At 51.8% G+C, this 15877-nt stretch carries 10 protein-coding genes and 1 tRNA gene; 3 read left to right on the forward strand and 8 right to left on the reverse strand.

Going from position 1 to position 15877, the window contains the following annotated elements; genetic code table 11:
* Positions 1-162: 162 nt before the first annotated feature.
* Positions 163-1686 (forward strand): S-layer homology domain-containing protein, encoded by a 1524-nt coding sequence (locus RTK01_RS00545; protein ID WP_312279091.1) that lies wholly within the window; start codon positions 163-165, stop codon positions 1684-1686.
* 108 nt (positions 1687-1794) lie between these two features.
* Here RTK01_RS00545 and RTK01_RS00550 read toward each other — a convergent pair whose 3' ends face one another.
* From RTK01_RS00550 to RTK01_RS00560, 3 genes are all read right to left on the reverse strand, one after another.
* On the reverse strand, positions 1795-2205 hold the full coding sequence (locus RTK01_RS00550) for a hypothetical protein (protein ID WP_293009060.1): 411 nt from the start codon (positions 2203-2205) through the stop codon (positions 1795-1797).
* Between the two features lie 146 nt (positions 2206-2351).
* Positions 2352-3686 carry a glucose-6-phosphate isomerase gene (locus RTK01_RS00555; RefSeq protein WP_312279092.1) on the reverse strand — a complete coding sequence of 445 codons (1335 nt, stop codon included), beginning with the start codon at positions 3684-3686 and terminating at the stop codon, positions 2352-2354.
* Positions 3687-3799: 113 nt separating this feature from the next.
* Positions 3800-4918, reverse strand: coding sequence for a D-alanyl-D-alanine carboxypeptidase family protein (locus RTK01_RS00560; RefSeq protein ID WP_312279093.1), 1119 nt, complete (start codon positions 4916-4918; stop codon positions 3800-3802).
* A gap of 308 nt (positions 4919-5226) precedes the next feature.
* Here RTK01_RS00560 and RTK01_RS00565 point away from each other — a divergent pair.
* Positions 5227-5300: transfer RNA gene (locus RTK01_RS00565), tRNA-Gly, on the forward strand.
* 389 nt (positions 5301-5689) lie between these two features.
* Here RTK01_RS00565 and nhaC read toward each other — a convergent pair.
* Together nhaC and RTK01_RS00575 are read right to left on the reverse strand one after the other, a co-directional pair.
* Complete coding sequence (gene nhaC, locus RTK01_RS00570; RefSeq protein ID WP_312279094.1) at positions 5690-7099, reverse strand: Na+/H+ antiporter NhaC; 1410 nt, start codon at positions 7097-7099, stop codon at positions 5690-5692.
* Positions 7100-7112: 13 nt separating this feature from the next.
* Positions 7113-8306: a MalY/PatB family protein gene (locus RTK01_RS00575; protein WP_312279095.1), complete on the reverse strand. Its 1194-nt coding sequence runs from the start codon at positions 8304-8306 to the stop codon at positions 7113-7115.
* A gap of 836 nt (positions 8307-9142) precedes the next feature.
* On the opposite strand from RTK01_RS00575, the gene RTK01_RS00580 reads away from it, so the two are divergent.
* Positions 9143-10594, forward strand: coding sequence for a YdiU family protein (locus tag RTK01_RS00580; RefSeq protein ID WP_397352063.1), 1452 nt, complete (start codon positions 9143-9145; stop codon positions 10592-10594).
* A gap of 46 nt (positions 10595-10640) precedes the next feature.
* On the opposite strand, the gene msrB is transcribed toward RTK01_RS00580, so the two are convergent.
* The 3 genes from msrB to RTK01_RS00595 form a co-directional block, all read right to left on the reverse strand.
* Entirely contained in the window at positions 10641-11591 is a 951-nt protein-coding gene (gene msrB, locus RTK01_RS00585; RefSeq protein WP_312279097.1) for a peptide-methionine (R)-S-oxide reductase MsrB, read from the reverse strand.
* Between the two features lie 203 nt (positions 11592-11794).
* The gene (locus RTK01_RS00590) at positions 11795-13900 is read right to left on the reverse strand and encodes an ATP-dependent helicase (protein WP_312279098.1); all 2106 of its coding nucleotides are present in this window, start codon (positions 13898-13900) and stop codon (positions 11795-11797) included.
* 148 nt (positions 13901-14048) lie between these two features.
* Positions 14049-14894: an AraC family transcriptional regulator gene (locus RTK01_RS00595; RefSeq protein WP_312279099.1), complete on the reverse strand. Its 846-nt coding sequence runs from the start codon at positions 14892-14894 to the stop codon at positions 14049-14051.
* Positions 14895-15877 lie beyond the last annotated feature (983 nt).

The following is a 15877-nucleotide window of genomic DNA, read 5'->3' on the forward strand; positions in this document are numbered from 1 at the left end:
TCCACGGAAACGTAAAGAAAATTCTAACCTTTGGCGGCGAATTTGACGGGCGGGCTGGATTCTGCTAAAATAACCGGGGTTATTACACTGGAAGATTTTACGCAGGCCGGGCCGTGGCCCGGCAGATTATTTTATGAAGTGCTTTGAAAAGGAGATGATTGTTTGCTGAAATACATGAAACGGCTGGTTGCCGTGGGCCTTAGCTGCCTGTGCCTGTTGACCGTTCTGCCGGTGAGCGCGGCGGCGGCTCCCAAGTTTTCCGATGTGCCTAAGACGCACTGGGCGGCGGAGTCCATTGCCCGTGCGGCGGAAAAGGGACTTTTGAACGGCCGGAGCGACGGAACGTTCGGTATGGGAGGGTCTATGACCCGTGCGGCGTTTGCCGCGGTGCTGTGCCGCCTGTTTGAGTGGGAGACGGTTTCTCCCGCTGCCGGGTCCTTTGCCGACAACCGGGACCCCTCTAAGTGGTATTACGGCGCGGTGGAAACCGTGTTTGTCCGGGGAGCGGTGACGCAGCAGGAGGAGAATTTCCGTCCCGGCGACGCCATTACCCGGGCGGAGATGGCGGTGATGTTGGTGCGCTCGCTGGGGTATGGGACCTTGGCAGGCCTTGCGGGAGAGCGAAAATCTCCCTTTACCGACGTGACCTTCAGCCTGGGCTATCTGATTCTGGCCAGCGATCTTGGCATTATGACGGGGAACACCCGGGGCGAATTTCTGCCGGATAAGCCCGTCACCCGGGAGCAGGCCGCCGCCGTGCTGATGCGGGTTTACGACAAGCTGCACGCCCCCGCGCCGGAGCTTGTGGGCATTGCCCGGGAGGCGGCGGGACTGAGCCTTGATGGCGTTGGGACCGTGGCGATTCCCGCGCTGAAGCTGGTGTATAACGGGTCGCTTCAACTGGTTTCCGACGTTTCCAAAGAAACGACCGCCGCCATCCGGTCGGCGGTGGGGGACAGGCGCGTGCTGCTTCAGGTTTCCGGTTCCGGCTCCGTTCTTGCCGAGGCGGACCCTGCGGCGCTGGCAAAAGAACTTGCGGCAGTCGCCGTTGACGGCGGCTGGGACGGTGTGCTGCTGGACGTCTCAAAGCTGACCGGCACAGACAGGGCGGCTCTTACGGCGCTGGCGACTGCTCTGCGGACGGCCTTGGGAAAAGACAAGCTTTTCTTCATGGCGGCGGAAGCGCCCGTCCGACAGGGGGGCACGGCCTACAACGGTTATGACTTCGCCGCCCTGGCGGCTGTTACAGACAAGATCATTTTGCGAATTGCGCCCTATTATCAGGTGATTTCCGGCCTGCCCACCACGCCCAGAGAGCCGCTGGAGGAGGTCTATTACGCGATGGAAGCCGTAGCGGCCGCCGTTCCGGCGGAAAAGATAGTGCTTTTGCTCACTGTATCCGGCTCTAAGTGGCGGGGAGAGCGGGCTGAGGGGGATGTGTCCGCGGCGGAGCTTTCCACCCTGCTGTCAACTTCCGGCGTCACGGGCTACTGGTCCGGACGGTATGCCGCGCCCTATCTCAGCTATACGAACTCCGGACAGCGAGTGGTGGTTTGGTATAACGACGCTCGCTCCGCGCAGGCACGGCGGCAGCTTTTGTCGTTTATCGGCGGCGGCGGTCTGTGCCTTGACAATTTGACTGGCCCGCTGGACGGGGATAACGGAATTCTCGCGGGGCTGAAATAAGCGCGGGAACCGCAAAAGAATCCGAAAATAGAAGCGGCGGGATGTGCATTGCACATCCCGCCGCTGTTTGTTAAGAATTTATGTGGGAAAGAGTCTTCGCGCGGACGATTACAGGAATTTCTGCATCCCGTCGGTGGCAAGGCCCACCTCGGCGCTGATGGTGACGGTGAATTTAATGCTGTTCTTCTCGCCGAAAGCGTCCAGCCAATTCAAAAATTCCTCGGTCTTGTGGTCCACGTCGCCGCCGGTCACCTTGCACAGGTTGTCGATGAAAACGTGGGAAATGTCGTAGTTCCCGGCATACAGGCCGCTGATAAAGCCGCGCATGGACTCGTAGTTGTTTAGTTTATATTCCTTTACGTCAATCAGGCGGATATGGTAGTGGATGTCGTAAGTCAGAGCGGAGTTTGATTCAATGCAAACCACGTTGCCCGGCTCGTCCTTTGCCGCGCTGTTGATGAGGTCGATGAGCTGCTTGGTTTTCCCGGAGCCTTTGACGCCCATAATCAATCTAACCATAGTGTATCACTCCTGTTCTTTTGAAATCACGGGGTGGATTTCTATGTCTTCAGCATAGCATAGATTCCCCGAAAAAACAATGCAGAATTCCTGCAAAAAAGTTTGTGAATAATGCCGGGGGCGAAAATTTCGCCCCCGGTATTCGTTTACAGGTTCAGCTTTGCCCGAAGCTCCGCCCCCCGGGCCTCGAAGCCGGTTTTTCCCAGCAGAGCGAACATATTCTTTTTATAGTCCTCCACGCCCGGCTGGTCAAAGGGATTTACGTCCAGCAGATATCCGCTGAGCCCGCAGGCGTATTCAAAGAAGTAAATCAGACCGCCCACAGTCCCCGCATTCCGCGTCCCTGCCTCAATGATGAGGTTGGGAACGCCGCCCTCCGTGTGGGCCAGAAGCGTTCCCTCGGCGGCTTTGTCCCGGATGAAGTCCAAAGACTTTCCCGCAAGGAAATTCAGCCCATCGCCGTCCTCTTCATCCCGCTCAACAGAAAGCTGCCGGGCCGACGGGCCGAATCGGACCACCGTTTCAAACATCATCCGCCGCCCCTGCTGGATGTACTGGCCCATGGAGTGGAGGTCGGCGGTAAATTCCACGCTGGCGGGGAACAGGCCCTTGCCCTCTTTCCCCTCACTCTCACCATAAAGCTGCTTCCACCACTCCGCCATCATGCGAAACGCGGGGTCAAAACAGCCGAGAATTTCAACGGTTTTCCCGTCCCGGTACAGTTGATACCGGGCGGCGGCATACCGCCATGCGGGGCAGTCGTAGCCGGGGACGGCGCACCGCTCCATCATTTCTGCCGCGCCGCCCATCAGCGCGTCAATGTCCACGCCCGCCGCCGCGATGGGCAAAAGGCCCACGGCGGTGAGCACGGAATACCGTCCGCCCACGTCGTCAGGCACCACAAAGGTTTCCCAGCCCTCTTTGTCCGCAAGCGCTTTCAGCGCGCCTTGGCTGCGGTCGGTGGTGGCGAAAATGCGCTCCCGTGCGCCGTCCTTGCCGTACCGCTCCTCCAAAAGCGTCCGCAGAAAGCGGAAGGCCACGGCGGGCTCGGTGGTGGTGCCGGACTTGGAGATGATGTTTACGGAAAAGTCCACGCTGTCCAACAGGTCCAGCGTTTCGCCCAGCGCGTCTGCGTCCAGACCGTTGCCCGCAAAATAGATGTTGGGGCCGTCCTTCTTTTTCAGGTTATAGCTGGGGGAGCACAAAAGGTCAATCACGCCCCGGGCGCCCAGATAGGACCCACCGATGCCCACCACCACCAACGCGCCGGAGTTTTTGCGGATTTTGGCCGCCGCCGCCTTGATGCGGGCATACTCCTCCCGGTCATAGTCTTTCGGCAGACGGACCCAGCCGGTATACTCGCCCCCTGGGCCGGTTCCGCTTTGCAGCTTTTCGTGGGCCAGCCCCAGCCGGGGAGCCATGGCCTCCTCATAGGGCATGGGGATAAAGGAGTTCATATGAAAGGTTTTCACTTCCAGCATAACAACCGTCCTTTCCGGATCGCCCCGCGACCTTGGGTGATGCCCCTATTATACTAGCATTTCCCCTGCGCCACAAGGAAAAATCCAAAAAAGACCGGAAATTCGGACTGAAATCAGCCGCCCAGAAATGCGGTGCGCAGATACCGCAGGGCAAGAGCTCCCCAGGAGACGCGGGGAACGTCCTCTCCCGCCACCAGCGGCACCTCCGCCACCGTCTCCCCACCGGAGGAGAGGATCAGCGTTCCCAGCACGTCGCCTTTTGCAATGGGAGCGGCCGCCTGCTCGGTAAGGGACACAGATTTTTCAAGTTTTCCCGCCTTGGCTTTTTCCAGCAGCAGGGATTCGCCCGCCGCCACGGGCTGCACTGTGGTCTGTGTCCCCAGCGATACGTTCACCGGAGGCAGCGCCCCGTCGGGCATGGCCTTTACCAGAGCATAGGTGGAGAAGCCATAGCTCAGCAGGGCCTTTGCGTCTTCAAACCGCTGAGCGGAGGTGGGGCCCTTCATAATGACGGCGATCAGTTCCATGCCGTCCCGCTCCGCCGTGCCGGAGAGGCAGTATTGGGCCGCACCGGTGGAGCCGGTTTTCAGGCCGGTGGCTCCCTCATAAAAACGGATAAGCTTGTTGGTATTCACCAGAGACGAGGCCCCGTTGCGCAGGGTGTCCATCCAGATGGTGGTGTACTTACGAATGTCCGGGTGGTTTAAAATCAGCTCCCGGCTCATCAGGGCAATGTCGTAAGAGGAGGTGACATGTCCCTCGGCGGGAAGGCCGGTGGGGTTGACGAAATGGGTGTCGTTCATGCCCAGCTCTTTGGCCCGCTGGTTCATTCGCTCCACAAAGGCGTCCTCGCTGCCGGCAATATGCTCCGCCAGCGCCACGGAGCAGTCGTTGGCAGAGACGACGCACACGGCCTTGAGCATATCGTCAACGCTTAGCTGCTCGTTCTCCTTCAGCCAGATCTGGCTGCCGCCCATGGAGCAGGCGTGGGCCGAGGCGGTGACCATGTCATCGTAGTGAAGGGTTCCGTTCTCTATGGCCTCCATGGTCAAAAGCAGGGTCATCACCTTGGTGACGCTGGCGGGTTCCAGCTTTTCATGCTCGTTTTTGGCGAACAAAACCGTTCCCGTCTCCTTTTCCATCAGCAGCGCGGAGGGTGCGGATACCTCCAGCGCCTTGGCCGGGACAATCAACACCAGTGCCGCCGCCAGCGCGAACAGCAGTTTTTTCATAACGCTCCCCCTTTTTTTGGGCAATGCCGCACCATTCTAAATACGCAAAAGCGTCGGCAAATTTGTTCAGGATGAAGCAAGAGGCGCGGCAAATAAGGAATTTATTTGCGGGCGATTTTGCAGAGCCTGAAAAAATTTTGCATGCAAATACGTATGTAAGGCAACAGCCGTAAATTGAGCGGTGGTGCCCTTGCTGTCCCAGTCTATGAGAAATAAGAAAAACAAATGCGCCCTTGGCCATTTTTCGTCTTGCAAAATGGGAACGGGTCTGCTATACTATCCTCACGCGCAATTTGTAGGAGCGATGCGCGGCTGTAGTTCATCGGTAGAACGGCAGCTTCCCAAGCTGCATAGGTGGGTTCGACTCCCATCAGCCGCTCCAGAAATGAATCCCCGGAACCACTGATGTTACAGTGGCTCCGGGGATTCTTATTATCTGGTATGTGTTGCGAGGCGAGGAGAATACGGTCGAAATTAGCCCGGATTTTTAAAATGTACAGGTCAAGATACAGATCAGGCGTTCTGCTCCTTCAGATATGCGTTTGGCTTGACATACAAAGCCCCCTGATGTAGTGTAAAATCCTACATCAGGGGGCTTCTTGCCCATGATCTCTTTCTATTGGGCTTGCTCGCACGCGTGGATAGCTTTCCTAAAAACCAGGCGTACACCGCGTTGGGCGGTCTTTGCAGCGCCGCTTCTCCGGAGTGTGGAGTAGCGAACGGAGGAGCTGGCTTTAGAAAGGCGCACGGCCGGATTGGCGGGAGATGGGGTTATGCGTGTGTTTGCTCCGGCTCGGATTTCGCGGGCTCAATCTTGCCGACGAAGCGTCCGGTTGCAATATAGATAAAGGCAAAGACGACACCCAGCCAAGTCATTGGAGCATAAAGGGCATAATCCATCACCGAAACGCCAAACACGCCGGAGGCGTAAATGCCTGACATACCCCAGGGAATTACCCAGCAAAGGGCCGTGCTGGTATCCTCCAGCATACGGGACAGATTTTTTTTGGGAATGCCGTACCGCTCGTAAATGGGCTGAAAAATGGGGCCGATTACGGTAAAGCAGACATAGTAGCTGGTGGTAATCAGCAGGAAAATAATATTGGCAATATAGGAACCTGCCATAATGGTCTTCCAGCTTTTGGTGGAGCGCTCAAGCGCGTTCACCAGCGTATGGAGCACGCCGGAGGCTTTCAGCGGCGCGCCGAAAACAGCCGCACAGAGCATGATGCTTACGGTACTCATTGTTCCGTTTAAACCGCCGCGGGAAAGCATGGTGTCCACGATTTCAACGCCCGTATCCGAAGCAAAGCCGGAACCCAGCGCGGCTGCCATTTGGCTCAGGGTTGCCCCTTGGAAGATCAGTGCGAACACGCAGCCCGCCAAAACGCCGATTGCGTAGACGGGAATGCTGGGCATTTTTTTAACAATTAAGGCAATGACGATGATTGGAGGAAGCAAGGTCAGCGGATTGAGATTGAAACTGGTCCCCAACGTCTGCAATATCAGGGTAGACGTCTCGCTGGAAACACTTCCGGAAAACTGGGAGCCAATCACCAGATAGAGGCCCAGCGAAATGATATAGCCGGGGATGGTTGTGTAAAGCATGTGCTTAATGTGAGAAATGATGTCGGTTCCCGACATGGCGGGGGCCATGATGGTGGTGTCCGAAAGGGGGGAAAGCTTGTCGCCGAACATCGCACCCACAATAATCGCGCCGGCGGTATACTGCATGGGAATTCCAAGTCCTTGCGATACGCCGATCAGCGCAATGCCAAGGGTTCCGATGGTTCCCCAAGAGGTTCCCGTGGCCAGCGACATGATGGAGCAAAGCAGGCAGGCAATGAACAGAAAGGCGGAGGGGGCAATCATCTGCATCCCGTAATAGATAATGGTGGGGATCGTTCCGGACAAAATCCAGGAGCCCACAATCAGGCCGATGGCCATGGTTATAAAAATGCCGATTCCCATCAGGCGCACATTATCAAACAGCGTCTTTTCAATTTCGTCCCATTTGGTTCCCCAAAGAACCGCGACGGCGGAGGTGATCGCTCCGCCAACCAGCAGAGTAATCGCTGTGGGGGCTTTCACAAATTTCAGTCCGATTATAATGATAACAATGGACAAAACTAGTAATATAATTGCTTTTGACAGACTGTTTTCATTCTTCTTCTCTTTCACAGGGATGCCCTCCTCAATTGATCTTTTTCTTTAATTCACGGACCAGTTGGTCGACTGCCTGACGGATATTGGCGCGGGGTGTGGCGAGATTCAGGCGGATATGGGTATCGCCCGCTCTTTCGGAAGGAAAAAACCAGGAGCCGTAATCTACCGCCAGACCGCAGCTTTCTTGAACAAAGGGCTGCAGTTCCGCGCTTGTCAGGTATGCCTTTAAATCCACCCAGGCAAGATAGGTTCCCTCCAGCGGCGTGACCTGAGCCAATGGCACTTCTTTTGCCAATGTGTCGCGAAGATAAACGAAATTATCCCAGATGACTTCAAGCACAGCCTCCAGCCAAGGTTCTCCGTGGTTATAAACTGCTTGCACAGCCGCATATCCAAAGGTTCCGCCCTTGGTTGCCTGAATTGAAAGGACATATTGGTCAAAACGCCGGCGAATATCTTCGTTTGGAATAATGGCAAAGGAGTTTTTCAGGCCCGCGATGTTAAATGTTTTCGAGGCCGCAGAAAGAATGACCAGCTTGTCGTTATAATCTCCCACAGTTGCGGCCGGATGATGTATCTGTCCCGGCGTCAAAATATCCTGATGAATTTCATCGCTGATTACATAAATACCGTGGCGCTTGCAGGCTTCCAGCATTGTTCGCAGTTCATCAGGAGTACAGACGCGTCCCGTGGGGTTATGGGGAGAGCAAAGAACAAAAAGCTTCACCTGATGTTCAGTCAGGTCCCGTTCAAACTTTTCGGAATCTATTGTATAATGTCCATCCCGGTTGACCAGCTCAGAGCAAATCAGACGCCGCCCTGTGTTTTGAATCGCCTCCATAAACGGATAATAGGACGGCGTCAATATCATGCAGGCATCATCCGGAGCGGTCAGAATGTTGGTTAGCCAATAGATTCCGGGGACTACGCCGCACGTATAGCGCAGCCACTGGGGCTGTATAGGGTATCCATGGCGCCTTGCCTCCCAGGAAACAACTGCGTCAGAGTAGCTCTTTGGCGGCACAAAATAGCCGTATACGCCAAAGTCTACCATCTCCCGAAACGCCTTTTCCACGCACTCGGGTGCCCGAAAATCCATGTCCGCAACCCAAAGCGGCAGAAGATCGTCCCTTCCAAATTTACCGCCCATTGCATCCCACTTATAAGAATTTGTGTTGCGGCGGTCCGGGGCATACTGTGTCTCTAGTTCTGTGATTGTCATCGCTGTTGTCCCCTCCTGTATTCAATTGCTGGCTGACTTTTTTATGCGCCATGTGGTTTAATGGTAAGAAGGCGGCCGTTCTCCGGCGCATTGAATGAGCAATGCCTTATCAAATCCGCAGTGCCTTTCTCACCTCCCCATTTGGCGCTTGCCGGCTTGCAGCTGTATTTCGTACAATTGCCTGCTATTAAATTGAGCAAATACTATGCCAATAAGAGCAATTCCGTCAAAAGGCCGGTATTTGAACATTTTTAGAGAGCATATCGGCATGCGTCCGGCTTTTTGCCGGGCTTGACATCTCCAGAACAGTTTAAAACAAATTGCCAGAATTGGCACAAAAGCTTTAAATCCATTGTGCCGCAACCGTTAGGAAAAAAAGTTAATTTTGACCCGTCGATGCAAAACTGGTTTACATTATGTTGGCTTCGGCATACTTTTGTAGAAAATGAATGCTCAGTGAAATGCCGTGGAACACGGAAGCCAAAATTGAATGAATTTTAAAATATACAGGTCAAACGCTCTGCTCTTTTAGATATGAACCCGGAGAAGCTGGAAGGACGCCACAGCTCGCGCACTGGCCGGGCTTTTTTTGAAAGGCAGACATTCTTCATCTGCGCATAAGTAAACCGGCCCCCGGAAAAATTGTTTCCGGGGGTCGGCTGTTAGGTTGGCGGTTATTTTAGCTTTACGCCGTAGTTTCTCAAATCGGGCTTTATAAACAAACCGCGCAATTCATATTTTTACTCGACTGGCGAATTGATGGATGAGGGAACCTCTCATCTGGAACATAAAAAGATGAAATCAGCCGACACTAAGGCTGACTGCAACATGATTCGATAAGAAGGATGAGAAAATTGGATAAACAAAGATGGAACCTTCATAACAGTTATACAAATCTACCCGAGATTTTCTATACGAAGCAATCCCCAACCGCTGTGCGTAACCCAAAGCTTGTCATTTTCAATCATGCATTAGCCACTTCTTTAGGCGTACCTCTGCAATTAGGCGTCTTTGCCGGAAACGAAATTCCCAGCCAATCCAAGCCAATAGCCCAAGCGTATGCAGGACATCAGTTTGGATATTTTACCATGTTGGGTGACGGACGCGCTATCCTTCTTGGAGAACAGATAACAGATTCCGGAGAGCGATTTGATATTCAGCTAAAAGGTTCCGGGCCAACCCCATACTCCCGAGGTGGTGACGGACGCGCTGCCTTGGGTCCCATGCTACGGGAATATATCATCAGCGAGAGCATGTATGCATTGGGGATCCCAACGACCAGAAGTTTAGCAGTCGTAACAACAGGAGAAGCTGTGAGACGCGAGAAAAACCTGCCCGGAGCAATTTTAACACGTGTTGCGAAAAGCCATATTCGAGTAGGAACGTTTGAATATGCTGCGCGATTTGGCACGGTAGATGATGTTCGCAGTCTGGCGGATTACACCATAACGCGTCACTTTCCAGCCATTGCAGCGGTTGAAGACAAATATCTGCTGTTGCTGAGAGAGACGGTAAAACGGCAGGCACATCTGGTTTGCAAATGGCAATTGGCTGGATTTATTCACGGCGTAATGAATACAGATAATATGGCCATTAGCGGTGAAACCATTGATTATGGCCCTTGTGCTTTTATGGATGTCTATCGCCCGGCAACTGTTTTCAGTTCCATAGATATCCATGGTCGCTACGCCTATGAAAACCAACCGAAGATGGCTGCTTGGAATTTGGCGCGCTTTGCTGAAACCTTGCTGCCCCTTTTGCAGAGTGACGAGAATCAGGCAGTAGGACTTGCACAAGAAGAGGTCTCAACATTTTGGAGCCTGTATCATCATGATTGGCTGGCGGGAATGCGGGCAAAGCTGGGTTTGTATAGCCGGGAAGAGGAAGATTTGGTATTGATCAACGATTTTTTGCAGCTTATGGAACAATATCAAGCGGACTATACGGAGACATTTAAATCCTTAACATTGGGTAAGAACGATGGTCAGAATTTGTTCTCCCAACCTGCGTATCATCATTGGCATGAACGTTGGCAAGAACGTCTTGGCCGACAGCCACAATCAAGAAATGAAAGCGGGGAGCTTATGAAAAGCCATAACCCTGCTATGATTCCACGAAACCATTTGGTTGAAGAGGCGCTGAATGCTGCCCAAGAGGGTGATCTAACCAAAATGAATAAGCTTCTCCTTGCTTTGGAAAGTCCTTACAGCGATACCGCTGAGCAAGAAGAATTCTCGCAATTGCCTCCGCCGGCGTCTTGTCAGTACCAAACGTTTTGTGGTACTTGATGCGTGCAATCCAAAATTGCCGCACCGATATAGAATCCCTTTTTTCTTAATCTATCAGGCCCAGCAAAAAACCATATCCCTCGCGCTCCATGTCCTCTTTGGAAATAAATCGCAGCGAAGCGCTGTTGATACAATAGCGCAAACCTCCTGATTCTTTCGGGCCGTCAGAAAACACATGGCCTAAATGGGCATTTCCAACGCGGCTTCTTATCTCGGTTCGTGCCATATCATGAGAAAAATCTTCTTTCTCGCGGATGACACGAGGATCAATCGGTCTTGAAAAGCTTGGCCAACCACAACCTGATTCAAATTTATCACTTGACGAAAACAGGGGTTCACCCGTAGTAATATCCACATAAATGCCGTGCATAAACGTCTGGTAGAATTTGTTTTCAAATGGTGGCTCGGTGGCATTGCGCTGAGTCACCGCATATTGCTCGGGCGTCAGTTTTTGGCGCAGCTCAGCCGTGTCCGGTGCTGAATACGCCGCGGGATTTACAATGGCGTTTGCCGCCCTTTCAAATCGTGCTTTCCCAATATGACAATATCCACCCGGATTCTTATTCAGGTATTCTTGATGGTATTCCTCCGCCGCGCTGAAATTGCGAAGGGGAAGCACTTCAATCGCAATGGACTCGCTGAAACGGCTTTGCAGTCTGGCGATGGAAGTTTCAATCACCGGAGCGTCTTCTGTGCTGACATAATAGATGCCGGTTCGGTATTGCGTACCAACATCACCGCCCTGCCGATTGTGCGAGAGCGGATCGATTGCTTCATAATATAAATCCAGAAGAAATTCCAGCGGAAGCACGGCGGGATCATAGGTTACTTTTACCGTTTCTGCGTGTCCCGTGTCGGAATGGCAAACTTCCTCATAGGTGGGGGATTCCTTGTTCCCGTTGGCATACCCCACTTGTGTTGACTTGACTCCATGGATTGAGGCAAGATACTTTTCCAGTCCCCAAAAACATCCGCCCGCAAAATAAATCTCAGACATACTCCACCTCCATGCATTAGTATTGCACCCACAGAGATATCTACCCATGCGGGTGACAATCAGTTTCATACAGCCGTAAATGTCAATTCCTTAGCCATGCTCTTCAGTTGAGCATCATGACTTAAACAAAATACGAACGTATTGTCCGTCTGAATTAAAAGAAAGAACACCCTAGTCGCAGCTTAATCAATATGTTCCGCAATTTATCGCTGGAGCCCAAGCAGCCCTTTTTCCAGACAGGCGGACAGGATAAAGCGTTTCACGGTTCCAGTAGCAAAGTGGATTGTGACTGTATCCTCACCTTTTTCCGCGATCATTCCACGCCCGAATACGTTGTGCATCACGTTTGCGCCTTTGATGTAGTCTTTAGCCATCCACTGGATTCTTTGCGCCATTTCCGGCGCCGGACTTGCGGGCGGCACCATCTTCTTATCCCGTTTCCCGGTTGCATTGGGCGTCAGCGGTTCGCAGAATTGACGGATAAACGTACACTCCGGCGCTTTTTCGTAGCTCATAAGCAGCAGTTCGTTTTTTGCTCTGGTCGCCGCCACATAGAACAGCCGCCGTTCTTCCTCGAAGGCAGCTTGCTCGTCTTTATCCAAAGCCTGTCCCGGTTTGAGCATCACCGAGGGTAGGATGCCGTCAATCGCGTCGATGATCGCAACCCGGTCATATTCCAAGCCCTTGCTTGAGTGTATCGTGCTGAGGATCAGATGACTCTTTCTGTCGCCGCCAGCTTCAAAAATACTTTTAAGTGCATTTAGACGCTTCAAAAAGCTTTCGATGTTCTTCTCCCGGGATGCCAGCAGCGAGAGCAGATAGAGCCGCTCGTCGTCGCCGCCGTTTTTCATGAGGTACGCTCCGTATCCCATTTGGTAACGCATCCGCCGCAGCGCATGCGCTGCGCTGTCCGTCTTTAGGGCGGCGAAATGCGCTCTGAGCTCAAAGAGTTTTTCCACGATTCGATTCGGGTTTTTGCCGGTGGGCTTCAACGCGGCAAAGAGAGACGCACATTTCCCCGCTCGGCACTGCTCCACCGCCTTTTCGGCGTCCGCTCGGCTTATGGGCAGGTTCAGCTTATAGTAGACGCGCATGAAAGCCTCTGCATCCAGCGGCGAGAGCGCCAGCATCATAAGGTCCCGGATGCCGGAGACCGTGCGGTTGGTGAAAAAAACACCGTCTGTCTGGCGGATGCAATAGCTGATGTCGTTCCTGTCCAAGAAATCGATTAATGGCACGGCGCTGTCGTTATTGCGGTATAGCACAGCCAACTCCCGTTCGGGTTCGCCCTGCGCCATTTTTGCGATGTAGCTGTATTGCGCCGCCCGGCTTGTAAGCGTCACTTTTCGCACCGGCGCGCCGGAAGGCCGGAAAGCACGCATATGTTTCTTATGCCGCATAGTGTTTCGAGTAATAAACCTGTCCGCCGCCAAAACAATCTCCGGTGTGGAACGGAAGTTCTCCTCCAGAAGCAGGACGGTGCTGTTTGAATAATCTCTCTCAAAGTGCATTAGGGCGTCCGGATACGCCGCGCGGAAGCCGTAAATGCTTTGATCCTCATCGCCCACCATAAAGAGGTTTCCGTCCTTGCCTGCCAGCAGGTGAATGATCCTATGCTGAATCTTGGACGTATCCTGCGCCTCATCCACACAAAGGTACGGGAATCTCCGCCGATAGGAGTTCAGGATGTCCGGGCGGGACTTGAGAATGTTGTAGGCGTAGACCAGTTGGTCGTCATAGTCCATCAGGCGGCGGCGCTTCATTTCGTCGATGTATTTATCGTATATGGGCCCGACGTCCGCGCCGCTCAGATCAAGCGCGTCTATTTCCTGACGGGTAAGGCGCATATTCTTAATGTATGTAATCTGCTTTTGAAGCTCCTTCACCTCGCCGTCCACGGGATAGTCGGCGCGCAGCTTCCGATAGATCTCGGTGAGCAGCTTCCGGTTGTCGTCCAGCAGATTAAAGCCGTCTGCGCCCTTATCTCTTACATAACGGTTGATAATAGAGGCGCACACGCCGTTTATCGTGCGAAATTGAAGCCTTGCGGCGTATTCATCGCCGAACATGGCGGCAAACCGGCTTTTCATGTCCCCGGCCGCCGAGACAGTATAGGTCATCGTGAGGATGCGCTCCGGAGCCACGCCCACGCAGTACAGCATATATCCCAGCCGCGCCACCAGCGCGGTTGTTTTTCCGCTCCCGGGCACGGCAAGCAGCAACACCGCGCCTTCGGTGTGCTGCACTGCCTGTGCCTGCTGCTCGTTGAGTGAGATGTTGAACTGTTTGCAGAATTCTTTGTAAAGCACGTTATTTCCTCGTCGGTTGAATTTCTCTTGCGCGGAGTGGTCGTTTCAAAATTGTTCGTAAATTGGATTACAGGCGCTGAGAATGAAATTATCCGTAAACGGAAGCATCCTGAACAGCCGTAGTCTCCGGGAGTAAGATTGTACACTTTTACTCAGCAATGGGCTCTATATTATGTATTTTCATTTTATATTGCTTGGGAGTTAATCCATACATTTTTTTGAAAATGGCAATAAAATAAGAAATATTCAGATAGCCCAAATTAAAGGCCACATCGGTAACACTAATATCCCGAAGCATTTCCTTTGCTTTTTCCAATTTTATTTTTGTGAAATATTTATTCGGAGTCATTCCGGTTATCTTTTTGAAGTATTGGCATAAGCCTGATTCCGACATGCCTAAATTATATGCGATTTCCTTAATACACACCGGCTTTGTATAGTTGCTGTTCATATATTTGATTGCTTTATTTACGGCATTATTATTATCTAACAATAATTGCCTGATTGCTTCATTTTGAATTAAATGATAGACAAGCTCCTGCGTATACAAATCAATGATAAAGTCCGATCTGTTTTCTTTGCATAGCTCTGTTCTGATTCTGCTTAACAGCTCGTCAAAATTGTTGTTTCCCAGATAAAATTTTTGGTTTAAAAAGAAAGAGAGATTTAAAGAGTAGTCATTGCAAACTTCTTCACTCACGCGGTCAATTACTATGTTATTAAGCTCATAGACAATTGCTTTTGTCGGTTTATATATTTTCATGCCTATCTTTGCCTGAGATGGCAAAATAAGAATTTTGCTGGAATCATATTTTAAGGTTTTATTGTCGACGGTAATGCATTTTTCCCCTTGTGTGATTGTGCATAATCTAGTATATTCGTAAGTTCTATAGCAATCCTGATAACCGGAAGGGAGTTCGTAGCACAGTGTCCTGATGCTATCCGATTCCAAACCATTTAACGACTCCAGATCACTTCTAAAATTCGACAACATAATTATCACCTATCCTAACGGGTAATTGCAGCAACGAGTAAAACTCCAACAACATACAATTACCAATTGTTTACAGCATAGCAAGCCTGAAAACTACTCGTTCTTTAAAAAGAAGAGCCCCCAATCATATTGGAACAAAGCCAAGCGAAAGGGGCTGGCCGCTATCTACCAACAGGAACGCATTTACGGGGAACTTGGACAATCAATATCTTCTCCTGAAACTGGCAGCGTTGTTCTTTCTTCGACCTGACAAAAAAATTCTCGATTCAAGCGTTGCCGCAGGAGCAGTCCAGAACGACAGCGACGTAGGATTTTTTGTCTATGCAAGGAATCTGCATGATATTTTTCAACTATATTTAATTGTGAGCGCCGCAGGAAAGTTTCGCCGAACGGGGTTTTCGGCCATTCCTTCTGCGGCACTTTTTTCGCCGGTTTTCAGCCCACGGCTCCGGTGTTTCAGCAACCCCCCTTTTTTATGGCACTCATCTTACAGTAGAACGCTGGCTCTTCCGCTCCTCTTTGCAATATCACGCCAGCAAAATCAGCCTCACGCCGCAGCTCCTGTCATACGAATCTTACGGGTCATAGAAAATCAGGCCGCAGAACGCTCTCAGACATAGGAACTGCTGGTGAAGAAGAGTAGGCTTGTGAATTCCACCATCATCGCCGCCTGCCCCGGGCCACCTGCTTTTCAGAGGTTGATGTAAGAATTTTTATTCTGTTATGCGGTATTGCCGCAATTATTTCAGCAACCCAGAGATTGTATGGGTATATTTCCCATTCTACCCCTCTCTTTTGAATAAATCAAATTTTTTTCATGCCCCCATGCAACAAAGTCCCCGGGGGCATACAAACGCCGCTATTTTTAGCAATCTTGCCACGGCGATTTTTGAGCCAAAATTAACTTTAAAACCGAATCGACCTATACATTTGCCCGGGAATTTAAAGGGGCTATTATTTTTTTGCCACAAAGTAATTATTTT

Source organism: Oscillibacter sp., assembly GCF_031978065.1.
Taxonomy (GTDB): Bacteria; Bacillota; Clostridia; order Oscillospirales; family Oscillospiraceae; genus Oscillibacter.

Excerpts from the sequence above, each read along its gene's own strand:
- RTK01_RS00550 (WP_293009060.1), bottom strand. The coding sequence starts at position 2,205 with ATGGTTAGATTGATTATGGGCGTCAAAGGCTCCGGGAAAACCAAGCAG.
- RTK01_RS00555 (WP_312279092.1), bottom strand. The coding sequence starts at position 3,686 with ATGCTGGAAGTGAAAACCTTTCATATGAACTCCTTTATCCCCATGCCC.
- RTK01_RS00560 (WP_312279093.1), bottom strand. The coding sequence starts at position 4,918 with ATGAAAAAACTGCTGTTCGCGCTGGCGGCGGCACTGGTGTTGATTGTC.
- RTK01_RS00575 (WP_312279095.1), bottom strand. The coding sequence starts at position 8,306 with ATGACAATCACAGAACTAGAGACACAGTATGCCCCGGACCGCCGCAAC.
- msrB (WP_312279097.1), bottom strand. The coding sequence starts at position 11,591 with ATGTCTGAGATTTATTTTGCGGGCGGATGTTTTTGGGGACTGGAAAAG.
- RTK01_RS00595 (WP_312279099.1), bottom strand. The coding sequence starts at position 14,894 with ATGTTGTCGAATTTTAGAAGTGATCTGGAGTCGTTAAATGGTTTGGAA.